A 25761-nucleotide genomic window follows, 5' to 3' on the forward strand; every position below is an offset into this window, starting at 1 on the left:
CCATCACACCCCTACCTGGTACTTCCCTGGGAGGCACCCTTGCCGCCTGCTTCCCGGCTTTTACCCGACGTCCTGTTGGTCATGCCCAGCCGGGTCAACTGCAGGTTAATTTTAACCTGTATTTGGGCCCGGCTGAATTCTTCATTCCAATGCTCCTGGACCTGGTGCCAGTAGCGGGGTTTGCTGCGATGCAGGACCTCGCCCAAACCGAAAATGTCCGCCTGGAGTTCCTGCTGGGCCTTGCGGACGGCAGCCAGGACGCGCTCTTCCACGGCCCTGTTGACGGCTTCCTGGATGGCCAGCAGATCTTCAGGCCGGTCGGGATCCAGGTTCATTAAGGCCTCCGCCAGCTCGCATTTACCTCCAATTTCTACATTAAAAATTAACCGGTTACCTTCAATCATGGGTTTAACCTGCGTACCCGCCCGGTGAAAAATAACTGATGCCTGGCCGTCATCCTTATCACCACCCCGGGCCGGCAGTTCTACTGTAATTACCCCTTCCTCTACTTCACCCCGTAACCAAATGAGACCCTTTGCCTCTTCTTCATCAAGCCAGCCGGCCAAGCGGTCGTCGCGGAAAGCCCCGGCGCCCCTAATGGCTACTGCCTCGGGCGGTTTCTTTTCTTCTCCTCCCTTTTGACTGCCTTCTTGGCCCCCGGTATCGCCGCCGCTTTTTACTTCCTTGCTCTCCAGTTCCGGTGTCGGCGTCATAACTACCTGGGGCAGTACGGGATTGTCCCCCGGTGCCTCCCACATGACCAGGAGATCTTTCAATTCTATCTTGAAGGTGGTCCGGTTACGCAGGATTCCGGTTAAAATCGTCCCGGTAGTTAATTCCACTCCCGGCGGCAGTTCCAGCACTTTCCGGCCTTCGCCCCGGGTAATCAATACCGGCGTCGTCAGGCGCATCTGGCGCCCCCTCGTAAAGAAATCAAGGTAAGATAACCCGCGCCCGGCCAACTCTTCCCCCAAAATCAACACCCGGTTCTGGGACCAGAGCAGGCGCCGCGGTACCATTTCCTCAAGCCGCCGGGCCGCCTGAATGAAATCACTACCTGTCGTGGAGATCACTTCCCCGGCCCTGGCCGGCTCGCCACCGCCACCTCCACCCATGGACGGGCCGCCGGCTACGGCCCGGGGAATAATGACATAAACGCTCAACCGCACCCGATCCCCGGGGGCGGCATCCAGGGCTACCGCGGATATTATTGCCAGATCTTCAATCTCGTGACGGCTCCAGCAACCGGCCAGGAAAAACGTCCCCAAGAAAAGGAAAAAGAAGGGGAGTGCCCGGCGAAACCAAGAAATCATATCCCCGTCCTCCTTTTACCCCGTAACCAGGCCACGATTAGCAATAACAGCGGTAAAAGGAGCTGCCAGACCAGGGTCCAGCCCGGTTCTACCATGAGCAGGTCATGACGGATTTCGGCTACATTCTGGTAAAGAAGATGCGAGACGGCCACACTTAACGCTCCCAGGGAAGTCACCAGGGCCCGGTATTCTTTAAGGCCGGTGACGGTGGCCAGGCCCAGGGCTACGACATATAGGTAAAGGGTTATCTTAATAAATACACCTCCTACCCATATGGCCAGAAACAGGGCTTCAATGCGTTCAAAAAACTGCCCCAGGGATACTACCCGCGCCAGGGCATAAGCGGCAAAGGTCTGGCGGGCGGACTCACAGCAACCGAATACAAAAATGGTGCCCATGGTAACCAGGGTAAGGAAAAAGGCTATCCCCAGCAACCCGCTGGTAAGGCTCGCCTTCAGGGCCCGGGGGGGATTAACGAAGGCACCATAGGTGGCAAGGATGACTACCTGGCCAAGGAAACTCCAGGCCACCAGGGTTCCCCCCAGGACCGGCCGGAAGCCGTTTTCCAGGATGGGAAGGAGGTTCCGGGGCGACATTTCAGGCGTGGCAAAGAGCAGGACGATGGCAATAAAGATCACCATCAGGGGCAGGATAAAATCCGTACACCGGGCAAGGACTTCCAGGCCGTTGCGGGCGGCATAAACGGCCACGGCCACGATAGTAATACTAAAAAACAAACCCGGTGTTTCCGGCATAACCGCCGTGACCATGAACTCGCTGAACTCGCGGATGACCACCGCATCCAGGAGAAAAAAGGCCAGGACAAAAACCATGGCCGCCATTTTTCCCGCCACAGGTCCCAAAATCAACTCGCAGTATTGGAAAAGGGTATAATGAGGAAAACGCATAGCCAGCAGATAGACAATGAGGGCCACGACTCCGGCCGCCAGGGTGGCTCCTATGACGGCCAGCCAGGCATCATTGTGTGCCCTAAGGGCCAGCAAAGACGGCAGGAAAAGGATGGCCGTAGGGAGGACGGCAAACCAGAGCAGGACCGCCGCCTGGCGAGGGCTAATATATCCTTCTTCCCGCATTTCTAAGATTTACCCTCCCCCGGCCGTGGATTGGAGCTGGCCGGCGGGGTGGGTTTCAAGCCGGCTCCCTGGCGCACCGGATCGCGATAACCAATCTGGCTGGGCCGGGAGTTCATGGCCCAGCGTGGTGTACGGACCAAAACGTCCTTAAAATCACTGAAATTCCAGGGGGTGACAGGCGCGAGGTAAGGCACCCCGAAGGAGCGCAGGGTGTTAAGGTGCACCAGGATGACCAGCAACCCCAGCATAATGCCGTAAAAGCCCAGGGTGCCGGCCAGGATGAGTATAATAAAACGCAGGAGGCGCAGGGTGATTGCCATGGCGAAGGAAGGAAGGGCAAAAGAACTGATCCCCGTCAGGGCCACGACAATAACCATGGCCGGGGAAACTAAGCCGGCGCTTACCGCCGCTTCCCCAATTACCAGAGCGCCGACGATGCTTACCGCCTGGCCGACCTGCCGTGGCAGGCGCACTCCGGCTTCCCGCAGGAGTTCGAAACTAAGTTCCATGATCAAGGCTTCTATTACAGCCGGGAAAGGTATACCTTCCCGCTGGGAAGCCAGCCTTATCAGGAGGTTGGTGGGCAACATTTCCTGGTGAAAGGTGCTGACGGCAACATAGGCCGCCGGAAGGAGCAGGGCGATGTTCAGGGCGGCAAACCGGGCCAGCCTTAAGAAACTGGAGAGATAATAGCGCTCATAGTAGTCTTCGCAGGACTGGATAAACTGGATGAAAAGGGTCGGTACGATAAGGGCAAAGGGAGTATTATCCACAAGTATCCCCACCCGGCCCTCCAGCAGGGCGGCCACCACCTTGTCCGGCCGTTCCGTATGATCGATCTGGGGAAAGGGGGAAGAGGGATTGTCTTCGATAAGTTCTTCAATGTAGGCGCTTTCCAGGATACCGTCAATTTGAATCCGCTCCAGCCGCCGGCGTACCTCCCGCAATACCATAGGATCAACCAGATCTTCAAGGTAAGTAATGACCACATTGGTCATGGTATAGCGGCCCAAACAGATAGTCTCCATTTTAAGGGAAGGGGTCTTCAGGCGCCGGCGGATCAGAGCCGTATTGGCACGCAGGCTCTCAATGAAGCTTTCCCGCGGCCCCCGCACCACGCTCTCGGCCACAGGTTCTTCTATAGCACGATGTTCCCAGGACCGGGTACTTAAGGCCAGGGCCTTGTTATAGCCTTCCAGGAGCAGGACGGTATCCCCCTCCAGGAGATGTTTAACCAGGGAGGCCATGTTGTCAACCACAGCTACATCGGTCATAGGCATGATCTTTTCCATGACCGTGGTCACATCACGGCTCCTGTCCGCCAGTTCCCGGGCCAGTTGGGGCGACCCCTGTTGCAGGGTCCTTACCAGGGTATCTTCAACAAGCTTTTTGTCGGCCAGGCCGTCAATATATATAATACCTACTTTCAGTACCTGGCCGAGATAAAAATCGCGGTGCACGACGTCGCAGCACTTAGCAAAAATTACATGCAGTTGCTCCAGATTGAGTTTGAGTTCAGCTGTGAGGCGGTATTCTTCCAGAGTCGGATAAAGCATTTTTTGCGCTTTACCCCCGCCGGACCGGCCTTTCCTATCCTGCTGTCCTGAAGGCTGCTGGCGGCGAAAAAAAGCCGCCCTTAAGGGTTTGCGGTAAGGACCGGGCAAAGTTCCTCCCTCCTTTATTCGGAAAGCCGTTCAATATCATTACTGGTTAGCTTTTACAAGGGGAGGAAACATTATACGTAAGTCTCCCCATCTCGTTTGGGCGGCAATAGTATAGATCCGGGTTTAATGAGTAAAAGGGCGAGTTTTAGCTCACCCTAACCGCAAGGACAATATTCCTGAGGGAGTTGATACTATTGGCCCCTGAGACAAAGATTTTAGTAGTTTTTTACAGCCTCTATGGTAATACGGCCAAACTTGCCCGGGCAATAGGAACCGGGGTTACGGAGGTACCCGGGTGTACTGCAATATTAAGGCGGGTCCCGGAGACGATGCCGCAGGAAACCTTAAAGCAGCTTGAGCAGTCGGCGGCTTATCAAAAAGCCCGGGAAGAGATGAAGGATATTCCCATAGCCACCCTGGATGACCTCGAAGATGTGGATGGGATAATTTTCGGCAGTCCCAGCCACTTCGGCAACGCCGCTGCCCAGTTAAAACAATTGCAAGCCTCCCTCCTCATGCTCTTTTCACCTCACAAAGACCCTCCTTGTAAGGCGGATACCCAGAAATCGGATCAAAGTTACGGGGCACAAGCATATTCACATCGGCCTGGGGCCAGCCGTGAAACACGTCGACTACCCCCGGCATGACAATATTGGTTACGCTGGCCTTAAGTTTAATTTCGCCGTGGGGTGAAGAAAGGATAACGTCGTCGCCGTCCTTGATGCCCCTAGCGGCGGCGTCCCTGGGGTTTAGGCGCACCACCGGCTCCGGCATAAATTGATTTAACCACGGCAACTCCCGCAACTTGCTGTGGGTATATATAGGTACGCGAGAACCAGTATTGAGAATCAAAGGGAATTTTTTTGCCAGCTCTGGTGTGCTTAAAGGGCTCTCCAGTGGCTCGCGGTAAACCGGCAAAGGGTCAAATTTATACTGGGCAAGAATCTGGGAGGCGACTTCCACTTTACCGCTTGGTGTCGGAAAGCCAGGCTGGCCGTCCTGGCGTAAAAGCCCCAGTTCGTACTTCCGGAATTTATTTGGTCCCTTAGGAGGGATTTCCAAGCCTTCGGGGTTCTTACGCAAGTCATCTACAGTAAGGTTTAAAGGTTTTAGCAATTCATTAAGAGCGGCTTCCTCATTACCATTCCAAAATTCTTCAGGATAGCCCAGGCGGGTTCCCAGTTCAAAAGCTATCCGCCAGTCCGGCCTGGCCTCCCCCAGGGGTTTTATAACCGGCTCGCGCAGGTATATCTTGCGCCCAAAGATGGCTAGCGGGGCCATCCGCTCGTAAGTCATGGCTGCAGGGAGGACCATATCCATAAAGTTATGGGTCCAGGGGCGGAGGTAATAGTCGACTGCCACAGAAAATTCTATCCTGGCAATGGCTTGCTGGTACTGTTTTGTCTGGGGCCACATCATGGCGTTACCGCCGAACATGACCATGGCCTTGAGCAGGCCCCTTTCGATATACTCGGGTAGTTTGTTCATCTGGATTTCATTGATGAAATGGGCCCAGACGGGAAAGTATTCCTTATCAACCCGTTTATCCCTGATCTGCGGGAAAAGATCGGTTTCCCTATTAAACGCCGGGTTGCCGGCAAAAAGATCAAAGGGAAGGGGTTCCGTAGGGATGGTTACACCGCCTTCAACATCAAAATTACCGGTAATAGCGACCAGGGTAAGTATCGCCCGGTGATTCTGGATGGCATTGGAACTGTGAACGGTCGGAGAAGCGCTGCCAATCCAGGTGGCGGGTTTGCTGGTGGCAAAGAGCCTCGCCGCTGCTTCAATTTTTTCCCTGGGAACCCAGGTAATTTTTTCAACCTTTTCCGGAGTAAACTCCTGGACATAAGCTTTTAATTCCGGAAATCCAAGGACCCACCTGTCGACAAACTCCCTGTCATAAAGCTCCTCACGGATTATAACATTCAATAAACCTAGGGCCAGGGCGCCATCGGTACCAGGCCTGAGCTGCAGGTGAATATCTGCCAGGCCGCTTACCGTTGGCGTAACCCTGGGATCAACAACGATAAATTTGGTGCCTTTCTCCTTGGCTTCATGCAATTTCCAGTGCCCGTACGGACCGGACCAGGCCGGGTTTTTACTCCAGATGAGACAGGCCTTAGTCTTGAGCGTTGGATCACTTCCCAGGGTCGCCAGGCCAAAGGTCAAAATAGAAGCCAGGGCCGTTGCCCGGAAGCAAGTCGAGCTTTCATTGCCGTAGTTGGGAGATCCAAAAGTGTACGCCAGGCGCTGTACCGCCGAGCGAGGCTCTTTCGGATCGCCCACATAAAACAAAACCTTTTCCGGACCTTCCCGCTGTTTAATTTCATTTAATTTCTTAACAATGGTGTCATAGGCCTCATCCCATGATATCCGCTGCCAACCGGGGTCCGAATCACCTTTGGGGCGGGTACGCTTAACCGGGTAAAGCAATCGCCCGGGGTCATAAAGCTCCTGCAGGCTGGCAATTCCCTTAGCGCACAGCGGCGCGTTGGGGTACTTCTCCCGGGATTCCACCCTTATTATTTTCCCCTTTTTAAGTATCGCTTTGATACCGCATTTGGGCGTTTGGTTGCACATATCGCAATAGGTGTAAGCAAAACTCTCTTGTTCGTCGCCCGCAGCAAAAGCCTCATTAGTTTGAAGTAAATTTCCGCCCTTTGTCGCCAGGGTCATCCCCGTTACGGCAGCAGTTCCTTTGATAAAAGAACGTCGCGTTAACTTAATCATTGCCTATCCCTCCCTTTCTCTTTACAAGCAAACATTCATGCTGACGGGGGGCGCTTGTCGTTTAATATTCTTTTTACCCATAATGAATGGTGAACACGAGCATACTCCAGAGAAATGCTGCCCTTGAGCATCCCTTTTAAACTTTCACGGGAATGTGGGTGTAAGATCGCTAAATAAGCATGGCCGATTAAAACGGCACCCAGCACCGTTGCTCCCAGGGAATGAACCGGCCGCGCCCAGGCAACCAATCCAGGGGAAAAACTGGCGGGAAAGAGCATCGGCCATCCTGTGGCAATCATCACCAGAAAACCGATAATGGTTAAAATTGAATTCAATTTTTGGCCGGCATTATATTTGCCCTGTTCTGGCAATACCGTCTTAAACCCGAAAAAACTGGCGGGATAAGCACGAATAAACGACCAGTCGGATTTCGTCCAGGTAAAGCACTCTTTAAGCCATTGCACCGTCGCTTTCGGCGCACCGACGGCGAGAATCAGCAAAGTCAAGAAAGTAAAGGGATAAGCCATAAAATGGTGTATTTGTTGGAAAAACTTTAACCCCTCACTCCCCAGGGCAGCCCCGAATCCCCGGAAAACAAGGGCCAGGCCTGTTAACAACAGGGCAATAAAAGAAATTGCATGGCTCCAATGCCCTAACCGCTCCGCTAGGCTAAAGCGTTCCAGACTATCAGGAAGCTTCTCGTTAACCATTTTTTCACTCTCCTTTCCTGGCCGAATTGATAACCAGGCTGCCGGCAACAGCGACAGCAGCAATACCTAATATGGTCTTGCCCACAGGGTGGACCACATCCTGCCACCAGCTGACAAAAGCGGGTTCCCGTAATTCCGGCGGCAGTTGCGCCAGATCCAATCCTTCAGGGGGTACGTAGTATATACCAGTGCCTTTAACGTTTAGTGCCTGATGTTCCTCGATGTACTTTTTGATGGCGCTGTCAGGGGCCTCAAGATCGCCAAAGATACGGGCTTTACCGGGACAATTGACTACACAAGCCGGCAGCTTCCCTTTAGTAACCCGCTGGATACAAAAAGTACATTTTTCTACTACATTAAGCCTGTGGACCCGGTATCCTTCCTCTTCGTAAGGAGTAATTTTACCATCAAAATTCGTTATATCACGCTCATTAATAATCCGCGCCCCGTACGGGCAGGCAGACAGGCAGTAGCGGCACCCGATACACTTGTCGTAATCTACCGTCACAATACCATCGTCCCTTTTGCTACTCGCCCCCGTAGGGCATACTTTAACGCAGGGGGGATTGTCGCAGTGCATACACTGGGTAGGTATGAACGTTTGGCGGGCGCCGGGATATTCGCCCCATTCAACTGTGCGTACCTGGTTCCAGTTTACTCCTGGCCGGGTTCCATTCTCCATCTTGCAACTAACTACACAGGCGTAGCAGCCGGCACACTTCTTTAAATCTAAAACCATCGCCAATCGTGCCAATTCCTTACCCTCCTCCAAAAAAGAAAATTGTCCTAACCATAATATTAAGGTTTTGTGAAAGTATACACAATAAACCATCTGGGGGAAAAATATTGCCGGGCAGTCTAGCCCGGCAGGTATCGCAGTCTATTTTTGTGGTTTATATAACTAGTCATTTTGGTCTATTGAGGCCAGCGTTAACTGGCGACGGTGGGAAACACCCAGTTTCCGGTAAATATTAATTAAATGATTATGGACAGTATGGGTTGAAATATTTAACCGCGTGGCGATTTCCTTGTTCTTTAACCCCCGGCGAACCAGGCAAAAGATCTCCCTTTCCCTTTTAGTTAGCGTATGGCTCTTCTGTAGCTGTTTTTCATCTCCAGCAGCCTTTTCTAAATCACGACTGGTAATAAGGCTGTTTATAAGCTTAATTACCATCTTGGTAACACGGGGATCGAGATAGGCTTTATTCTGGTATACGCATCTGATAGCCGTGGCTATCTCAACCCGGCCTGCCTCTTTAATTACAAATCCCTGGATGCCTGCCCTGATAGCAGAAAGTAGTATGTCTTTATCTGCAAAAGCAGTAAGGATAATTACCTGCATCTGTGGCCCAATCTCATGTAAAAGGTCCAAAAAATGCAAACTGTTTTCTTCACCCAACATTACATCTAGTAATAAAACATCCGGGTTTAGCTGTTCCACCAAAGTTAGTAATTGCGAAAAATCGCCGGCTTCGCCTACAACATTAAAATCAGGTTCGGATTCCAAAGCTGTACGTAAACCCGCGCGATAAATCGGGTGATCATCAGCCAGGGCTATTCTTATTGGGACCACAATAAACCACTTCCCATGATTCCCACAGGAGGGATTTTAACTTCTACTACGGTACCTTCACCAGGTTTACTGGTTAAGACAAAATCACCACCCAGCATCTGTGCCCTCTCTTTAATCGAAATCAGTCCTAAATGATAGCTGCCTACCTTTGTTTTGTTTATCAATTCATTAATATCAAATCCCCGTCCATTATCAGCCACATAAATCAAGAGACAGTTCCCCTCAAAAACCACTTTAACGGTTGCTTTACTGGCAGCCGCATGTTTGTTGATATTTGTTACCGCTTCCTGGACTATACGAAAAATTTCCACCTGTACTATTTCATTGATACCAGTAAAATCTGGCGCCAGTTCAATATTAAACTTAGTTCCTGATCGGGCAGCAACCTGTTCGAGGTAATTTCGTAAGGACTCTGCAAGCCCCCCTTCCATATAAGGAGCACGCAGCTCAAAAAGCATTTCTCGTAAGGAATCATAAAGATTCTGCAGGTTATTCTTTATTTTATTTAACGACTGTATTTTATCCCGTTCTTTATCCCCAGCCTTATTGGCAATAAGGGTATCAAATTCTAAAATTATACTTCCCAAGGATTGAGCTATACAATCATGTAATTCCATTGCCCAGCGTTTGGATTCTCGCTCCTGGGCCTGATGGACGTTTATCCTCAACCTGCGGCCAGGGCAAGGACAATCCTCTGCCTTTACCGGGCAGACTTTCTTTTTATTAATGCTTGGACATTTTTGTAAAAAACTGCCACCAGCCTTACCCAAGACAACCCCCCCTGTAACCAGAAATGTTGTAGGATTATGGCAAGCGGAACTATCAAGTTTAAATATATTCGTTAAGTTGTGCCTTTTTCCCTTCCATGGAGGGGGGACGGAATTAAAATACACCTGGGCCGGCCGTCCTATTATTCATTAGGGGCGCTCAACAACCGGCGCCCCTGTCGTTTCCTCTAACCCTATCATTAAAATCTTCTTTATACTTTCCCAGCCAGCTCTATGGCCACAAAATACGGATGAGCCAAACGTCCTATCTTCTGCGTAACGACGCGCCTTCCTTTCTGCATCATGGGCTCTCCTTCCGTGTCGTAACCCAGCCGGGCTTTTATTTGCTGGCGATTTGCAGGGCCCGGTAGCCGATATCGCGGCGGTAGTGCATGCCCGCAAAATTAATTGCCTTTATACCGGCATAAACGCGCTCCAGGGCGGCCCGTAAATCTTCACCCTTGGCGGTGACACATAATACCCGGCCCCCGGCCGTTACTACCTGCCCGTCCACCAGAGCGGTACCGGCGTGGAAAACCTCCACTCCTGGTGGCACTGCCTCCAGTCCCGCAATGGGGGTACCTTTAGCGTACGGGCCTGGATAACCTCCTGCCGCCAGGACCACCCCGGCTGCCGCCCCCGGGTACCAGTCAATCTTTCCGGCCAGCTCACCGTTTATGGTAGCCAGCATCAGTTCCACCAGGTCGCTTTGTAAAAGCAGCATCAACGGCTGGGTTTCCGGGTCGCCAAAGCGACAGTTAAATTCCAGGACTTTAGGCCCCTCGCGGGTGAGCATCAGCCCGGCGTAGAGGACGCCGCGGTAGGGGCAGCCGGCCGCGGCCATAGCCCGGACTGTAGGCCGGAGAATCTTTTCTTCTACCTCCCCGGCTATTTCCGGGGTATAAAAGGGGACAGGGGCGTAGGCGCCCATGCCACCGGTATTGGGGCCGGTATCGCCTTCCCCCACCCGCTTGTGGTCCTGGGATGGCAAGAGGGGTATCACCCTTTCCCCGTCGCTGATTGCCAGGACGCTGACTTCTTCCCCTTCCAGGAGTTCTTCGATGACTACTTGTTTCCCGGCCGGACCGAAGCGGCCGCCAAACATAGCCGTTACAGCTTCCCGCGCTACAGTTGTGTCCGGGGCCACCACCACCCCCTTGCCAGCCGCCAGGCCGTCGGCCTTGACGACAACCGGGCCGGGATGTTCTTCCAGGTAGGCCAGGGCCGCCGCCTGTTCCGTAAAAGCGGCATAACGGGCTGTAGGAATGCCCGCCGCTTCCATCAACTCCTTGGCAAATACCTTGCTGCCCTCCAGCCGGGCCGCTGCCCGGGAAGGCCCAAATATGGGTAGTCCTGCGGCCTGAAAGGCATCGACGATGCCGGCCACCAGGGGCGCTTCCGGGCCTACGACGGTAAGGTCAATGCCTGCCTGGCGGGCAAAGGCCAGCAGCCCCTCGATGTCTTCGGCAGCAACGGGCACACAGGTCGCCAGCCGGGCTATACCGGCGTTGCCCGGTGCGCAGTAGATTTCAGATATATGGGGGCTCTGGGCAATCTTCCACACCAGGGCGTGCTCCCGGCCGCCGCCACCGACTACCAGGACGCGCATTTAGCAGCACCTCCTTTAATGCCGGAAATGGCGGATGCCGGTAAAGACCATGGCCATACCGGCGGCATCGGCCGCTTTAATCGATTCTTCATCGCGGATGGAGCCGCCCGGCTCGATGATGGCGGTAATACCCGCCTCTGCCGCCAGGGCGACGGTATCGCTAAAGGGGAAGAAGGCATCGGAGGCGAGGACGGCCCCGCGCGCCCGGGCCCCGGCCTGCTCCAGGGCGATACGCGCCGCCCCGACCCTATTCATCTGGCCGGCCCCGACGCCTAAGGTAACGCCGTCCTTAACCACGACAATAGCGTTGGACTTGACGTGCTTCACTACCTGCCAGGCAAAGAGTAAATCTTCCATTTCCCCGTCCTCAGGTTTACGGGCGGTTACCACCTTGAGGTGTTCCGGATCGAGGATGTGGTAATCCGGTTCCTGGACCAGGAAGCCGCCGCTGACGGGCCTTACCTGGTATTCCCTAATGCGGTTGGCGGGCCTTTCTCCTGCGGCCAGCAAACGCAGATTGGGTTTCCCTTTAAGGATCTCCAGGGCCTCCGGGGTAAAATCCGGGGCGATGACGGCTTCCAGGAATATATCCGCCATTTCTCCGGCCGTAGCGGCGTCCACCGGCCGGTTGAGGGCGACTATGCCGCCGAAGGCGGAAACCGGGTCGGCCTCATAGGCTCGGCGATAGGCCTCGGGGATATTCTTCCCCCGGGCCACACCGCAGGGATTGGTGTGCTTGATGATGGCCGCCACCGGCTCCGCAAAGTCACCGACCAGGTTCCAGGCGGCATCGAGGTCCATGAGGTTGTTATAGGAGAGCTCCTTGCCCTGCAGCTGCCGGGCTCCGGCCAGGCTACCGGGGGGTACGGAGGCCAGCCGGTAGAAAGCCGCCTGCTGGTGGGGGTTTTCTCCATAACGGAGGTCCTGGACCTTCTCGCCGCTGAGGATAAAGTGAACAGGAAAAGGCTCTTCATTGCGGATAAGGCGCTGGAAATAGGCCGCCACGGCCCCATCGTAGGCAGCCGTGTGGGCGAAGGCCGCTGCCGCCAGGCGCCGCCGGGTGGCCGGGCTTAAATCTCCCTTCTCCCGCAGTTCGGCCAGCACCTCGCTGTAGCCGGCCGGGTCAACGACTACCGCCACCCGCTCGTGGTTTTTGGCCGCCGCCCGCACCATGGCCGGACCGCCGATGTCGATGTTCTCGATGGCCTCTTCCGGCGTTACCCCGGGCCGGGCAATGGTTTCCCGGAAGGGGTAGAGGTTGACCACCACCAGGTCAATGGACTTGATTCCTTGTTCCTGAAGATGGGCCATATGTTCCGGTGTCGGCCGGGCCAGAATGCCGCCGTGGATTTTGGGATGGAGGGTTTTCACGCGGCCGTCCAGGATCTCGGGAAACCCGGTGACATCCGCCACTTCGGTGACTGGCAGACCGGCTTCCCTTAGGGTACGGGCGGTGCCGCCGGTGGAAATGAGTTCCCACCCCAGCTCTACCAGCCCCCGGGCCAGTTCCACCAGGCCGGTCTTATCGGACACACTGAGAAGCGCCCTTTTCGGCATAAGTATAGCTCGCCTCCTTCAAATTTTTACTTTCACCCGTCGGCCTTGCATGGTAACCCTGCCCTCGGCCAGCCATTTTATGACTTCGGGATAAAGGCGGTGTTCTTCCACCAGGATGCGGGCCGCCAGGGTTTCCGGGGTGTCGTCGTCCTTTACCGGTACCACCGCCTGGGCGATGATGGGACCCGTATCGGTGCCGGCGTCAACAAAGTGAACGGTGCAGCCGGAAAACTTGACGCCGTATTCCCAGGCCTTGCGCTGGGCGTTGAGGCCGGGAAAGGCCGGCAGCAAAGCCGGATGGATGTTGATCACCCCATCCGGGAACTGGTCGAGAAAATCCTGGCTGAGGAGCCGCATAAAACCGGCCAGGACCACCAGCTCTACGCCCTCTTTTTTCAAGGTCGCCGCCAGGGCCTGGTCATAGGCCTGCCGCGATGGGTAATCCCGGGGCTCGAGGCAACAAGCCTTGAGCCCCCGCCGGCGGGCCAATTCCAGGGCGCGGGCTTCCGGGCGGTCGCTGATGACCACCTGGATGCGGGCGGGAACGCTGCCGCAGGCTACGGCATCGGCAATGGCCTCCATATTGCTGCCGCGGCCGGAAACCAGGATGCCGATTGGTAACGGTCTGGCCACCATTCTCTCCTCCATAGCGTTTTATTTCAGTTCCGGGACGAACTCCACTTCTCCCCGGCCAGGTATTATTTCGCCAACCACAAAAACCTTTTCACCGGCAGCCTCCAGGCTGCCCTTTACCCGGTCGGCGTCCCCGGCCTCTACCACCGCCAGCATGCCCAGGCCCATATTGAAGGTGCGGTACATCTCCGCTTCCGGCACCCTGCCGTTCTCCTGGATGAGGCGGAAAACGGGCGGTACCGGCCAGCTGCGCCAGTCCAGGCGCATGTTTAAACCTTCCGGCAGGATCCGGGGCGGGTTTTCCACCAGGCCGCCGCCGGTGATGTGAGCCAGGCCCTGGATTAAACCTTCTTTTATTAAAGGCAGTAATGATCCAACATAGATACGGGTCGGTTCCAGCAATTCTTCGCCCAGAGGCCGGCCCAGTTCCGGCACCTGCCAATCCAGGGTGTAGCCTGCGTCCGCCAGCAAAACCCGGCGGGCAAGGGAAAAGCCGTTGGAGTGCAGGCCGCTAGAGGCCAGGCCCAGGACCACCTGGCCGGGCCGGAGGCGGCTGCCGTCCAGGAGCTCCTCCCGTTCCACGATGCCGACGGCAAAGCCGGCCAGGTCGTATTCGTCCTCAGGATAAAAGCCGGGCATCTCGGCCGTCTCGCCCCCGATCAGGGCGCAGCCGGCCTGGCGGCAGCCTGCGGCCACCCCGGCGACGATTTGGGCCACCTTTTCCGGCACCATTTTTCCTACCGCCAGGTAGTCCAGGAAAAAAAGGGGTTCGGCCCCCTGGACCAGGATATCGTTGACGCACATGGCCACCGCATCGATGCCGACGGTATCGTGGCGGTCCATCAGGAAGGCTATCTTCAGCTTCGTTCCCACCCCGTCGGTACCCGCCACCAGCACCGGCTGCCGGTAACGGCCCGGTTCCAGGGCGAAGAGGCCGCCGAAGCCGCCCATATCCCCCAGGACTCCGGGGCGAAAGGTGCAGCGGACATGCTCTCGCATCAACTCTACGGCGCGGTTGCCGGCGGCTATATCCACCCCGGCGGCGGCATAGGTCAGGCCTTTACCAGCTACCATTATATATCTTCCTCCGTAAATAGGGTTTTAGCAAATGATTATTGCCGATTTGAACTGCTCACAATTTCATGGTGCACCGGTATGGCTGTCAGCCCTCCTGATGCCCCTCCAGGCTGTACTTGGTCGCCTCCTCCGGGGAAGGTACGGGGATGGGGTAGCGACCGTTGAAGCAGGCGGCGCAGAAGTTTTCAGATCCGCCGGTTACCGAGCGGAACAGTCCCTCCAGGCTTAAGTAGTAAAGGCTGTCGGCGCCAATGTACCGCCTGACGTCTTCCAGGGAATACCGGGCGGCAATAAGCTCGCCCCTGGCGCTGGTGTCGATGCCGTAATAGCAGGGGTATAAGACCGGCGGCGAGGCCGCCAGCAGGTGAACCTCCCGCACCCCGGCCTGGCGCACCATCGCTACAATACGGCGGCTGGTAGTCCCCCGGACAATGGAATCGTCAATGATTATAACCCGTTTGTCCTTAAGAATGGATTTAATAGGGTTAAGTTTGAGGCGTACGCCTAGGTCCCGCATCTCCTGGGTGGGCTGGATGAAGGTGCGACCCACGTAGCGGTTTTTCATCAGCCCTTCAATAAAGGGTAAACCCGCCGTCTCGGCGTAACCGGCGGCGGCGGCGATGCCGGAATCCGGTACCGGGATCACTACATCGGCGGCCACCCGGTACTCCCGGGCTAGATTCCGTCCCAGTTCCCGCCGTACCAGGTTGACGGCCTCGCCGTCCAGAACGCTGTCGGGCCGGGCAAAATAGACGTATTCAAAGATGCAGTGGGCGCTGTGGGACGCGCGGCGTCCCCGGACGGAGCGCACCCCCTGGCTATCTATGATGATGATTTCCCCCGGCTCAATGTCGCGGCAGAATTCGGCCCCTACGGTATCCAGGGCGCAGGATTCTGAAGCCAGCACCCAGGCCTCCCCAATTTTTCCCAGGCACAGGGGCCGGACACCAAAGGGATCGCGGACGCCGATCAGCTTTTCCTCCGTCATCACCACCAGGGAATAGGCGCCCTCCAGCTCTTCCTGGCACCGCCGCAATGCCGCCTCAATCGGCTCCTGGTTGTAACGGGCAATAAGATTGACGATGACTTCACTGTCGGTAGAAGATTGGAAAATAGAACCACCGGCACCGAGTTGTTGCCTCAGCCTGCCAGCATTCGTCAGGTTGCCGTTATGGGCAATGGCCACCATCCCCCGCAGGTAGCGGAAGACCAGGGGCTGGGCATTGACCAGGGAACTCGCCCCTGTGGTCGAATAGCGCACATGGCCGATGGCCAGGTCGCCTTTTAACGTCCGGAGGTTGTCCTGGTTAAAAACCTCCGCCACCAACCCCATACCCTTGTGGACGGCAATGTGGCTACCGTCGGCCACGGCAATCCCAGCGCTCTCCTGGCCCCGGTGCTGCAGGGCGAAGAGGCCGTAGTAGGTCAGGCGGGCCACATCCTTGCCCGGGGCGTAGACGCCGAAGATGCCGCACTCTTCATGCCAGGGCGACCGCTCCCGGGACAACCCTCTTTCCCCTACCTGGCCATCAAAGCCGGTATGCTCTCCCGCCATTGCTTCTCCATCTCCCCCAGGCCGAGATTAAATAACGTTCTGCCGTTTACCCTGACCGCCAGTTCCCGGCCGCCGGTCCGGCCGATTACTGCTGCCGGCACGCCCCTCTCCCGGGCCAGGGCCAGTACCCTGTCCCGGGCCGCCGGCGGGACCGCCAGCACAACCCGCGACTGGCTTTCGCTGAAAAGGAGGTAGTCTGGCCGGAGACTGCCGTCAAATTCGATTACGGCACCTGTCCCGCCGGCCAGGGCGCTTTCGGCCAGGGCGACGGCCAGTCCTCCTTCGGAACAATCATGGGCGGCACTGGCCAGGCCGGCGGCGATGCTCTGCCGCACCAATTCCTGGACGGCGGCTTCCCGTTCCAGGTTGAGGGCCGGCGGCCTGCCGGCGACCAGACCGTGGATCACGGCCAGGTATTCGCTGCCGCCTATCTCCGGGAAGGTTTCACCCAGAAGGATCAGGACATCACCTTCCTGGAGCCAGCCGTTAGAACAACGCTTTTCAATATCGGCGATGAGGCCCACCATCCCCACCACCGGCGTAGGATAGACGGCTTCGCCCTCGGTTTCGTTGTAAAAACTGACGTTGCCCCCCGTAACCGGCGTCTGCAGGGCTTCACAGGCCCGACTCATGCCGGCTACGGCCTGGTAGAACTGCCAGGCGACTTCCGGCTTCTCGGGGTTGCCGAAGTTCAGGCAATCGGTAAGGCCCAGGGGGCGGGCGCCTACACAGGAGAGGTTCCGCGCCGCCTCGGCCACGGCAATGGCCCCGCCCGTTTCCGGATCCAGGTAGCAATAGCGGCCGTTGCCGTCCACCGTCAGGGCCAGCCCTTTGCCGGTTCCTTTAACCCTTAAAACCGCGGCATCGCCCCCGGGCCCGGCCACCGTGTCCGTGCGGACCATGTAGTCGTACTGGCAATAAACCCATTCTTTACTGGCTATATTGGGGGACGCCAGGAGTTTCATGAGCGTTTCCCCGTAATCCGCCGGCTCCGGCAGGCGGCTCAGATCCATGTTTTGCAGTTCATCCAGGTAAGCCGGCCGGCGCCGTTCCACCTGGTAGACCGGGCACTGATCTGTTAAAGCTCGGGCCGGTACCTCCGCCACCACCCGGCTACCTTCTTTAATGCGCATGATACCGTCGCCCGTCACCCGGCCGATGACCACCGCCTCCAGGCCCCAGCGCCGGCAGATGGCCCGGACCCTTTCTTCAGCTCCCTTTTTGGGCACCAGGAGCATGCGTTCCTGGGACTCCGACAGCATGACTTCATAGGGGGTCATGCCTTCTTCCCGGCGGGGCACCAGGTCGACGTCGATTTCCATACCAGTCCCGGCCCGGGACGCCATTTCACAGGAAGAGCTGGTAATCCCGGCCGCACCCATATCCTGCATGCCGATGATTAAATCTTCTTTAATTATGTCCAGGCAGGCTTCGATGAGGAGTTTCTCCCGGAAGGGGTCGCCTACCTGGACCGATGGCCGGCGTTCCTCGGAAGCCTGGTTTAATTCCTCAGAAGCAAAGGTAGCGCCGTGGATGCCGTCGCGGCCGGTACGGGCGCCCACCAGCATGACGGCATTGCCCACCCCGGCGGCGCGGCCGCGGCGGATGTCTTTTTGCTCGATAAGGCCTACGGCCATGGCGTTGACCAGGGGATTACCGCTGTAGGAAGGCTCGAAATAGACTTCCCCGGCGACCGTGGGCAGGCCCAGGCAGTTGCCGTAAAAGGCGATCCCGGCCACCACGCCGTTCATGAGGTAACGGTTACGCGGTTCGTCCAGGGGGCCGAAACGCAGGGAGTCCAGGACGGCGATGGGCCGGGCGCCCATGGCAAAGATGTCGCGGACGATCCCCCCCACCCCGGTGGCCGCTCCCTGGAAAGGTTCAATGGCCGAAGGGTGGTTATGGCTTTCAATCTTGAACACCACCGCCTGGCCGTCGCCGATGTCGATGATGCCGGCGTTTTCCCCCGGCCCCTGGAGGACCCAGGGGGCTCTGGTGGGAAAGAGCTTTAACACCGGGCGGGAGTGTTTGTAACCGCAGTGCTCCGACCACATGACGGCAAACATGCCTACTTCCAAATAATTCGGTTCCCGGCCCAGGATCTCTTTTATCCGTTCAAATTCCTCGTCCGTAAGTCCCATCTGCCGGTAAACTTCAGGCTCCAAGGCGCTCCCTCCCCTGCCACCAGTCAATTATAGAAGCAAAAAGCTCCCTTCCGTCGGTACCGCCCAGGATACTTTCGACGCATCGTTCCGGGTGGGGCATCATGCCCAGGACGTTGCCTTCGCGGTTGATGATACCGGCGATGTTGCCCACCGAACCGTTAGGATTGGTTGCGGGCGTCACTTCTCCATTCTCATTACAGTAGCGAAAAACAACCTGCCGGTTGGTCTCAAGTTCTCTAAGGGTGGCGGCGTCGGCATAATAATTGCCTTCACCATGGGCAATGGGGATGCGGACGACCTGGCCCTCGCGAAAGCGGTTGGTAAAGGGGGTAGCGCCGTTCTCTACCTTTAAATACGTCCACTGGCAGCGGAACTGGAGGCAGTCGTTGCGCCGCATGGCCCCCGGTAGGAGGCCGGCCTCCAGGAGGATCTGGAAGCCGTTACAGATGCCCAGCACCAGGCCGCCGGACCGGGCAAAGTCAATGACGGCCGGCATAATGGGGGCAAAGCGGGCGATGGCCCCGGCCCGGAGGTAATCGCCGTAGGAAAAGCCGCCGGGCAGCACCAGGCAGTCGTAGCCGGTAACATCAGTATCGCCGTGCCAGAGGTAGTCCACCGGCTGGCCCAGGACGGACCCCAGGGCGTGGTAGACGTCCTGGTCGCAGTTGGAGCCGGGAAAGACGATAACGCCGAACTTCATGGTTGTTCCTCCGAAAATAGGATTCTACCATAAATGATGCCTTCTGGTGGGGATATATCCCCACCCTGACGCCCAGGCAAATTTTAATCGTTCCCCGGCGTGGGCGTCACCCCCTGGGCGACTCCTCCGTGGATAGGCCGGCAGGTTCTTCCAGCGTATAGCGGTACTGTTCAATCACCGGGTTGGCCAGGAGCCGCCGGCACATCTCCTCTACCTGCTGCCCGGCCTTTTCCCGGTCGTCCAGGTCCAGCTGCACTTCCAGGTATTTACCGACGCGCACCGCAGTTATCCCCTCATACCCCATGGCTTTGAGGCCGCCCATCACAGCCTCACCCTGGGGGTCGAGGACGCCGGGCTTTAAGGTAACGTAAATTTTAGCCAGGAGCATAACTATCGTCCCTCCAAATTTATTGCAACAACCTTTCCACCCGGCTTAACACTTCTTCATAGGCGTCTTCGACGCCGCCCAGGTCGCGGCGGAAACGGTCCTTGTCCAGTTTTTCCCCGCTGGTGCCGTCCCAGAAGCGGCAGGTGTCGGGGGATATTTCATCGGCCAGGAGAACAGAGCCGTGGTGCAGGCCAAACTCCAGCTTGAAGTCCACCAGGACCAGGTTGGCTGGTTGCAAGAATTCCGTCAGCAGCTCATTAACCTTCCAGGCGTAGCTTTCCATTTCTTTAATCTGGGCGTCGGTGGCCAGCTCCAGGGCGGCAATGTGGTAGTTATTAATCATGGGGTCATGGAGTTCATCGGATTTATAATAAAACTCCAGCACCGGGCGCTTGAGGGTTGTCCCTTCCTCCAGGCCCAGGCGTTTGGCCAGGCTCCCGGCGGCAATGTTCCGGGCCACCACTTCCACCGGGATGATTTCTACCGCCCGCACCAGGAGTTCCCGGGGGCCTGTTTGTTCAATAAAATGGGTGGGGATGCCCCGGCTGGAAAGCACCTGGAAAAACAGGGCTGACAGCCGGGCATTGATCTCGCCCTTGCGGGCAATGGTGCCTTTTTTCAGGCCGTCAAAGGCCGTGGCGTCGTCCTTGAATTCTACCAGGTACTGGTCGGGGTCACCCGTACGGTAGACCCGTTTGGCTTTACCTTCATAGAGCAGCTCTCCTTTAGCAGGCATGGATATTCCTCCTTATTCCAATCCCGCGCGGCGGAAGATGTAATCCACATGGCGCAGGTGGTAGTCGTAGTCAAACAGGGCCTCAATCTCTTTTGCGTCCAGGTAGCTTGTAATGTCCCTATCCTGCAAAACCAGCTCTTTAAAGGGCCGGCGGGTCTGCCAGGCCTCCATGGCGTTGCGTTGCACCCAGGTATAGGCCGTCTCCCGCAGGACGCCCTTGTTCACCAGGGCCAGGAGCAGCCGCTGGGAAAAGACCAGCCCGTGGGTGGCTTCGAGGTTACGGCGCATATTCTCCGGGTAGACGTTAAGGCCGGCTATGATTTCGGTGAATTTGACCAGCATGTATTCCAGGAGGATGGTGCTGTCGGGTATAATCACCCGCTCGACGGAGGAATGGGTGAGGTCCCGTTCATGCCAGAGGGCGACATTTTCCATGGCCGCCAGGGCATTGCCTCGTAAAACCCGGGCCAGGCCCGCCACCCGCTCGCACATGATGGGGTTGCGCTTGTGGGGCATGGCCGAGGAGCCCTTCTGTCCCCGGGCAAAGGGCTCTTCCACTTCCAGAATATCAGTCCGCTGCAGGTTGCGGATTTCCGTGGCCATTTTCTCCAGGGAACTGCCGATGATGGCCAGGGTGGCCAGGAACTGGGCGTGGCGGTCGCGCTGGATGATCTGGGTGGATACGCCGGCCGGCTGCAGGCCCAGGCGCCGGCAGACGTGTTCCTCCACCCGGGGGTTAACATTGGCAAAGGTGCCCACGGCGCCGGAAACCTTGCCAACGGAGATCATCTCCTTGGCCTGCTCAAGCCTGGTAATGTGCCGGTCTACTTCCATGACCCAGAGGGCCATTTTCAGGCCGAAGGTAGTGGGCTCGGCGTGGACGCCGTGGGTGCGGCCGATCATAATGGTGTATTTATGTTCCCGGGCCTTTTTGACCAGTTCGGCCCGCAGTTCCTGCAAATGCTTCAGGAGCAAGTCGGCGGCGTCCCGCATCTGCACCGCCAGGGCCGTATCCAGGACGTCCGAGGAGGTCATGCCCAGGTGAATATACTTGGAGGCATCGCCCACCTTTTCCGCTACGGCCGTTAGAAAGGCCAGGACATCGTGGCGGGTGGTGGCTTCAATTTCATTGATCCGCTTAATATCGAAATCGGCCTTGGCCTTGATTTCTTCCAGGGCGGCCGGCGGGATCTGGCCCAGCTCGGCCCAGGCCTCGCAGGCGTAGATCTCGATGGCCAGCCAGGTGCGGAATTTATGCTCTGGCTCCCAGATTTTACCCATTTCCGGCAGGGTATAGCGTTCAATCATTTTTTCCCCTCCCGTAGATAACCTTCGATACCTACTTGCGCCAGTTTAGCGTCCCGTACCGCCACTTCCCGGGCCAGCTCTGTTTTATAGGCCGCCAGGCGCTCCTGGAGCTGAGAATCGTGAAGGGCCAGGATCTGGGCTGCAAGGATGGCGGCATTGGCCGCCCCGTCTATGGCAACGGTGGCCACCGGGATGCCTTTAGGCATCTGTACCATGGCGTAGAGGGAGTCTACCCCACCCAGGGTCGCCGTCCTGATGGGCACGCCAATTACCGGCAGAACGGTAACGGCGGCCAGGACCCCGGCCAGGTGGGCTGCCCCGCCGGCGCCGGCGATGATGACTTTGAGCCCCCGGCCGGCGGCGTTGCGGGCGTATTCCAAGGCGGCATCCGGCGAACGATGGGCAGATAGGATTCTTACTTCGTAGGGGATCTGGAAACGCTCCAAGAAGCTTGCGGCCTGGGCCATTACCGGCAGATCGGAGTCGCTGCCCATGACAATACCCACAGTGGTCCCTGGCATTAAAGCACCACTCCTTCCTTTAATTTTAGCATTTATTTTATCAGCCTCCTTTATCCTTTTACTGCTTCTTTATTCACCATACGAAGTTAAACTAAAGAACCCAGGCAGGGGTAGGTCACGCAACACTGAAACCTACCCGCCTGGGTTTTTGTCCCTCCGGTGTAGCACCATAGGTGCCTGTACCACTCGGACCTGGCCGCGAAACTTTTTCGCACGGAACCCTGAGGTACACTTTCAGGCTGTAGCCAGGGCAATTTACGGTTGCCCGGTAGAAACTTGGGAGCCCTATTCCCCCAATTATACAGGCCTACCATATTTACCTTTCGCCCCCATAATAACAAATGGGGTAATAACTGTCAATAAGCTCTCATCAATATTATTTCCATTTTCTTTGACGTTCTCAAGTTACCTGGTAGCTGGTATTGACCTTTTAACCAGCATCCCGTAAAACTTTCCTCGGGCGGTAAAAATTACGCCGTCCAAACTTATACTTTCTTAATATTTCTCCACCACTTTTATGTTTTAATATAAAGGGGGACAAACTCCGTAATATTCTCAGGAGGTGCTTTGATGTTCCGTCGTCACAAGACAAAATTTTTACTTCTTGTCTTAGCCCTTGTCGCGATGATTGTTTTTCCCCTGGCAGCCCGGGCTATGACCTACCAGGTGCAGCCCGGCGATAGCCTGTGGCAGATTGCCCGGCGTTTTGGTACCAGCATCGCTTCTCTAAAAAGCAGCAATAATTTAAGCAGCGATATTATTTATCCGGGCCAGAACCTGTATATCCCTGATGGGGCGGCAGCAAATACCCCCGATTACTCTCCCCTGAAAAAGCAAATTGAGGACTACCTGGCCGGCCAGCAGGGAACTTACGGCGTCTACTTTAAAGACATTATTTCCGGCCAGTCCTTCGGCATCAATGCCGATACCCCGTTGCCTGCAGCCAGCACGGTCAAGCTGCCGGCCGTCCTCTTTATCAATCACCTGGTCGCCCAGGGCAAGCTGGACTGGCAGCAAAAGCTGATCTACAACAGTGCCACCGACTACCAGGGGGGTAGCGGCATCCTGCAGTTCAGCGTCAAAGACGGGGACAGGCTCACTTTAAGGACCTTAACAACCCAGGCCATTACCACCAGTGACAATATTGCCTATAATATGCTGCGCAACTTTGTCGGTAAAGGCAGTATCGCCGGTTTCATGCAGGGCCTGGGGGGACAAACCGTTTTCCCTAACGGCCAAAACTTGAGCACGGCCCGGGATATGGCCACCTACGTCCAGGCCGCCCTGGACTTCGCTAAAGTCAATCCCGACGGCCGCCGGCTCCTGGACGATATGGCCAACGGCATTTATAACGAAGGTATCCCCTTGCAAATCCCCGACGACGTTACCGTAGCCCACAAGGAAGGCTTCATCTGGGGAAGCCCGGGTGACGTAGGCGTGGTCTTTGGCTCCCGGCCCTTCATCGTCACCGTCCTATCCCAGGGTGTCGAAGATCCCGACCAGGGCTTTGCCAATATAGCGACCATCACGAAAATGATGTATGACTACCAGGAAAAACTGACCCGTAATCAGTAAAGGGTAATGATAAAAAGCCCCCGGTTGCGCTTTAAAGCGCAACCGGGGACTTTGGCTTGCTGCGCAGCCCTATATGTTCCGCGCCACCTCGTAGGCGTCCCATATAGCCCCCATAATGTTCCGGGGTTCCCGGGAGTCGCCGATAAGATAAAGGCCAGGCATCTTGCCCATCAGGGCGCGGTAAAGTCCCTGCTCGGGCGTAAACCCTGCCGCCACGACTACCGTGTCGGCAGGGAGGGTTGTTTTATGGAAGGACCTGTCAATCAGGATAACGCCCGCGTCAGTTACCTCTAGCAGGCCGGTACTGGTTCGCCATTCCACCCCTTGATACCGGAGCATCTCTATGAGCATGATGCGGTTCATATAGGGCACGGGGATGCCGGCCCGCATCAGGTCGTCCAGGATTTCAATTATCGTCACCTGCTTGCCCTGCCGGGCCAGCCAGAGGGCGGTTTCGCACCCGGCCAGCCCGCCGCCGATGATCACCACCTTATCGCCGGCCTGCTTTTTACCCAAAAGAATATCAGTTGCCGTGCCTACCTTTTCTTTGTCGATGCCGGGCACGTCGGGCATGGCCGGTTTGGAGCCGGTGGCCACCACTACCGCGTCGGGATTTTGCTCCAGGACCAGTTCCGGGGTAACTTCCCGGTTCAGGTTAATCTCGACCTGCAGTTCCCGCAGTTCGGTTTTATACCACTCCAACAGGCGCGCGTCGTCTTTTTTGAATTCCGGCACGGCGGCAGCGATGACATGGCCGCCCAGTTGATCGCTCTTTTCGTAAAGGGCCACCTGGTGTCCCCTCAGGGCGGCCACCCGGGCCGCCTCCATGCCGGCCACGCCGCCGCCGATAATCATTACCTTCCTGGCCGAACTGGCCCGCTCGATGCCATACTCTTTTTCCCGGCCGCAGGCAGGGTTCACGGCGCAGGACAGGGGCCGGCCCAGGAAGCCCCGCCCCAGGCAGCCGTCATGGCAGCCAATGCAGGGCCGGATCCTGTCAACCCGTCCCGTCATCACTTTGCTGGCCCATTCAGCATCGGTTAACAGGCCCCGGCCGATGGCTATCATGTCCGCCTTGCCTTCAACCAGGGCCTGCTCGGCCAGTTCCGGTACTTCCATCCGCCCGGCGACAAGCACCGGAACTTTGACCGCTTCTTTTAGCTTTTGGGTTAAAGGCAGGTAACAGCCGTGCTCTTGATAGAGGGGCGGGTGGGCCCAGTACCAGGCGTCATAGGAACCGGCGTCGGCGTCAAAGCCGTCGTAACCGGCTTCCTCCAGGATCCTGGCGGCCGCCAGCGCTTCTTCCACGTCGCGGCCTTTTTCGACAAAATCTTCCCCCGGCAGTCCCCCCTGGCGCCAGTCCTTGATAAAATTCTTGATGCTGAACCTGAGGAGGACGGGGAACTCTTTCCCCACCCTCTTTTTAATCTCCTGCACTATTTCGATGGGGAAAGTGAGCCTGCCCCGCAAGTCGCCGCCGTACTTATCCGTGCGGCGGTTGAACAGGGCGATGGTGAACTGGTCGAGGAGATAGCCCTCATGCATGGCATGAATCTCTACCCCGTCAAACCCGGCCTCTACGGCTATCTCGGCCGCCTCGCCGGCCCTCCGAACCAGCGTTTCGACTTCCCGGGTTGCCAGCTCCCGGCAGGTTATAGCCGGTTCCCAAAAATTAGGAATGGTTGAAGGGGCGACGGGTTCTCCCGCCAGCATGACCGGCGAGGCCACCCGGCCAAAACCCATACCCAGCTGCAGGAATATCCTGGTTCCATAGGCGTGTACCCTTTCCGTCAGCTCGCCTGCCGTGGCGATAAAGTGGGGCGGGTTTACGGATACGGTGGGAACCATCCCGGGCTTAAACGCTTCAATCTCGTTCTCAACCTTGGTCACACTGGTGATGATTAACCCGGTGCCTCCCCTGGCCCGTTCAATATAATAATCTATGGCCCGCTCTGAAAAGCAGCCGTCCGGGGTCACCAGGCCCAGGACCCCCATGGGAGCCATAGCGATTTTATTCTTTACTTCTACCTTACCTATCTTGACGGGTTCAAAAAGCCTGGCATAGGCCGCCATTAGAGCTACC

Annotated in this window: 21 protein-coding genes, 1 pseudogene and 1 riboswitch; of the genes and pseudogenes, 2 read left to right on the plus strand and 20 right to left on the minus strand. The window is 56.8% G+C overall.

Annotation, left to right across the window (positions count from 1 at the left end):
* Positions 1 to 11: 11 nt before the first annotated feature.
* From NWF31_RS00335 to NWF31_RS00345, 3 genes are read right to left on the minus strand one after another with little or no spacing between them, the layout of a single operon-like run.
* A complete protein-coding gene (locus NWF31_RS00335; protein WP_258358511.1) occupies positions 12 to 1313 on the minus strand; it encodes a Ger(x)C family spore germination protein in 1302 nt (433 codons plus the stop codon).
* Entirely contained in the window at positions 1310 to 2407 is a 1098-nt protein-coding gene (locus NWF31_RS00340) for a GerAB/ArcD/ProY family transporter (RefSeq protein WP_258358512.1), read from the minus strand. The genes NWF31_RS00335 and NWF31_RS00340 overlap by 4 nt, the downstream gene beginning before the upstream one ends.
* 2 nt (positions 2408 to 2409) lie before the next feature.
* Positions 2410 to 4071, minus strand: coding sequence for a spore germination protein (locus tag NWF31_RS00345; RefSeq protein WP_258358513.1), 1662 nt, complete (start codon positions 4069 to 4071; stop codon positions 2410 to 2412).
* 194 nt (positions 4072 to 4265) lie between these two features.
* Here NWF31_RS00345 and NWF31_RS14860 point away from each other — a divergent pair.
* Positions 4266 to 4559, plus strand: a pseudogene (locus NWF31_RS14860) (NADPH-dependent FMN reductase family protein); the annotation flags it as partial.
* A 25-nt stretch (positions 4560 to 4584) separates the two neighbouring features.
* On the opposite strand, the gene NWF31_RS00350 reads toward NWF31_RS14860, so the two are convergent.
* The 16 genes from NWF31_RS00350 to purE form a co-directional block, all read right to left on the minus strand.
* The gene (locus NWF31_RS00350; protein WP_258358514.1) at positions 4585 to 6804 is read right to left on the minus strand and encodes a molybdopterin-containing oxidoreductase family protein; all 2220 of its coding nucleotides are present in this window, start codon (positions 6802 to 6804) and stop codon (positions 4585 to 4587) included.
* 35 nt (positions 6805 to 6839) lie between these two features.
* Positions 6840 to 7577, minus strand: a complete 738-nt coding sequence (locus NWF31_RS00355) for a formate dehydrogenase subunit gamma (protein WP_258358515.1) — start codon at positions 7575 to 7577, stop codon at positions 6840 to 6842.
* On the minus strand, positions 7519 to 8268 hold the full coding sequence (locus NWF31_RS00360) for a 4Fe-4S dicluster domain-containing protein (protein ID WP_258358516.1): 750 nt from the start codon (positions 8266 to 8268) through the stop codon (positions 7519 to 7521). Before NWF31_RS00360 ends, NWF31_RS00355 begins: the two co-directional genes overlap by 59 nt.
* Before the next feature lie 147 nt (positions 8269 to 8415).
* The gene (locus NWF31_RS00365) at positions 8416 to 9087 is read right to left on the minus strand and encodes a response regulator transcription factor (RefSeq protein WP_258358517.1); all 672 of its coding nucleotides are present in this window, start codon (positions 9085 to 9087) and stop codon (positions 8416 to 8418) included.
* Positions 9075 to 9857, minus strand: a complete 783-nt coding sequence (locus NWF31_RS00370) for a sensor histidine kinase (RefSeq protein ID WP_258358518.1) — start codon at positions 9855 to 9857, stop codon at positions 9075 to 9077. Before NWF31_RS00370 ends, NWF31_RS00365 begins: the two co-directional genes overlap by 13 nt.
* Before the next feature lie 337 nt (positions 9858 to 10194).
* Entirely contained in the window at positions 10195 to 11463 is a 1269-nt protein-coding gene (purD, locus tag NWF31_RS00375; protein WP_258358519.1) for a phosphoribosylamine--glycine ligase, read from the minus strand.
* 15 nt (positions 11464 to 11478) lie between these two features.
* The gene (purH, locus tag NWF31_RS00380; protein WP_258358520.1) at positions 11479 to 13020 is read right to left on the minus strand and encodes a bifunctional phosphoribosylaminoimidazolecarboxamide formyltransferase/IMP cyclohydrolase; all 1542 of its coding nucleotides are present in this window, start codon (positions 13018 to 13020) and stop codon (positions 11479 to 11481) included.
* 18 nt (positions 13021 to 13038) lie between these two features.
* Positions 13039 to 13656, minus strand: a complete 618-nt coding sequence (gene purN / locus NWF31_RS00385; RefSeq protein ID WP_258358521.1) for a phosphoribosylglycinamide formyltransferase — start codon at positions 13654 to 13656, stop codon at positions 13039 to 13041.
* Between the two features lie 18 nt (positions 13657 to 13674).
* Positions 13675 to 14727, minus strand: a complete 1053-nt coding sequence (purM, locus tag NWF31_RS00390; protein WP_277998694.1) for a phosphoribosylformylglycinamidine cyclo-ligase — start codon at positions 14725 to 14727, stop codon at positions 13675 to 13677.
* Positions 14728 to 14815: 88 nt separating this feature from the next.
* Positions 14816 to 16285, minus strand: a complete 1470-nt coding sequence (purF, locus tag NWF31_RS00395; RefSeq protein WP_258358522.1) for an amidophosphoribosyltransferase — start codon at positions 16283 to 16285, stop codon at positions 14816 to 14818.
* A complete protein-coding gene (gene purL, locus NWF31_RS00400; RefSeq protein ID WP_277998695.1) occupies positions 16249 to 18450 on the minus strand; it encodes a phosphoribosylformylglycinamidine synthase subunit PurL in 2202 nt (733 codons plus the stop codon). Before purL ends, purF begins: the two co-directional genes overlap by 37 nt.
* Complete coding sequence (gene purQ, locus NWF31_RS00405; protein WP_258358523.1) at positions 18440 to 19150, minus strand: phosphoribosylformylglycinamidine synthase subunit PurQ; 711 nt, start codon at positions 19148 to 19150, stop codon at positions 18440 to 18442. The genes purL and purQ overlap by 11 nt, the downstream gene beginning before the upstream one ends.
* A gap of 106 nt (positions 19151 to 19256) precedes the next feature.
* Positions 19257 to 19538, minus strand: coding sequence for a phosphoribosylformylglycinamidine synthase subunit PurS (purS, locus tag NWF31_RS00410; protein ID WP_258358524.1), 282 nt, complete (start codon positions 19536 to 19538; stop codon positions 19257 to 19259).
* A gap of 19 nt (positions 19539 to 19557) precedes the next feature.
* Complete coding sequence (gene purC / locus NWF31_RS00415; RefSeq protein WP_258358525.1) at positions 19558 to 20274, minus strand: phosphoribosylaminoimidazolesuccinocarboxamide synthase; 717 nt, start codon at positions 20272 to 20274, stop codon at positions 19558 to 19560.
* Positions 20275 to 20286: 12 nt separating this feature from the next.
* Positions 20287 to 21582, minus strand: coding sequence for an adenylosuccinate lyase (gene purB, locus NWF31_RS00420; RefSeq protein WP_258358526.1), 1296 nt, complete (start codon positions 21580 to 21582; stop codon positions 20287 to 20289).
* Positions 21579 to 22103 (minus strand): 5-(carboxyamino)imidazole ribonucleotide mutase, encoded by a 525-nt coding sequence (purE, locus tag NWF31_RS00425; protein ID WP_258358527.1) that lies wholly within the window; start codon positions 22101 to 22103, stop codon positions 21579 to 21581. Before purE ends, purB begins: the two co-directional genes overlap by 4 nt.
* A 222-nt stretch (positions 22104 to 22325) precedes the next feature.
* Positions 22326 to 22428: riboswitch (purine riboswitch) on the minus strand.
* A gap of 245 nt (positions 22429 to 22673) precedes the next feature.
* Here purE and NWF31_RS00430 point away from each other — a divergent pair.
* Positions 22674 to 23678, plus strand: a complete 1005-nt coding sequence (locus tag NWF31_RS00430; protein ID WP_258358528.1) for a serine hydrolase — start codon at positions 22674 to 22676, stop codon at positions 23676 to 23678.
* A 69-nt stretch (positions 23679 to 23747) separates the two neighbouring features.
* Here the strand turns inward: NWF31_RS00430 and NWF31_RS00435 are convergent, their stop codons facing one another.
* Positions 23748 to 25751: an oxidoreductase gene (locus NWF31_RS00435; RefSeq protein WP_258358529.1), complete on the minus strand. Its 2004-nt coding sequence runs from the start codon at positions 25749 to 25751 to the stop codon at positions 23748 to 23750.
* Positions 25752 to 25761 lie beyond the last annotated feature (10 nt).

It is taken from the genome of Neomoorella sulfitireducens (assembly GCF_024733845.1).
GTDB classification, from domain to species: domain Bacteria; phylum Bacillota; class DSM-521; order Neomoorellales; family Neomoorellaceae; genus Neomoorella; species Neomoorella sulfitireducens.

Bases quoted from the DNA above. Each gene is read 5' to 3' on its own strand.
- purC (WP_258358525.1), bottom strand. From the start codon at position 20,274: ATGCCTGCTAAAGGAGAGCTGCTCTATGAAGGTAAAGCCAAACGGGTC.
- purF (WP_258358522.1), bottom strand. From the start codon at position 16,285: ATGGCGGGAGAGCATACCGGCTTTGATGGCCAGGTAGGGGAAAGAGGG.
- NWF31_RS00435 (WP_258358529.1), bottom strand. From the start codon at position 25,751: ATGGCGGCCTATGCCAGGCTTTTTGAACCCGTCAAGATAGGTAAGGTA.
- NWF31_RS00350 (WP_258358514.1), bottom strand. From the start codon at position 6,804: ATGATTAAGTTAACGCGACGTTCTTTTATCAAAGGAACTGCTGCCGTA.
- purD (WP_258358519.1), bottom strand. From the start codon at position 11,463: ATGCGCGTCCTGGTAGTCGGTGGCGGCGGCCGGGAGCACGCCCTGGTG.
- purE (WP_258358527.1), bottom strand. From the start codon at position 22,103: ATGCCAGGGACCACTGTGGGTATTGTCATGGGCAGCGACTCCGATCTG.
- purM (WP_277998694.1), bottom strand. From the start codon at position 14,727: ATGGTAGCTGGTAAAGGCCTGACCTATGCCGCCGCCGGGGTGGATATA.
- NWF31_RS00335 (WP_258358511.1), bottom strand. From the start codon at position 1,313: ATGATTTCTTGGTTTCGCCGGGCACTCCCCTTCTTTTTCCTTTTCTTG.
- NWF31_RS00340 (WP_258358512.1), bottom strand. From the start codon at position 2,407: ATGCGGGAAGAAGGATATATTAGCCCTCGCCAGGCGGCGGTCCTGCTC.
- purN (WP_258358521.1), bottom strand. From the start codon at position 13,656: ATGGTGGCCAGACCGTTACCAATCGGCATCCTGGTTTCCGGCCGCGGC.
- purH (WP_258358520.1), bottom strand. From the start codon at position 13,020: ATGCCGAAAAGGGCGCTTCTCAGTGTGTCCGATAAGACCGGCCTGGTG.
- purQ (WP_258358523.1), bottom strand. From the start codon at position 19,150: ATGAAGTTCGGCGTTATCGTCTTTCCCGGCTCCAACTGCGACCAGGAC.
- purB (WP_258358526.1), bottom strand. From the start codon at position 21,582: ATGATTGAACGCTATACCCTGCCGGAAATGGGTAAAATCTGGGAGCCA.
- NWF31_RS00430 (WP_258358528.1), top strand. From the start codon at position 22,674: ATGTTCCGTCGTCACAAGACAAAATTTTTACTTCTTGTCTTAGCCCTT.
- purS (WP_258358524.1), bottom strand. From the start codon at position 19,538: ATGCTCCTGGCTAAAATTTACGTTACCTTAAAGCCCGGCGTCCTCGAC.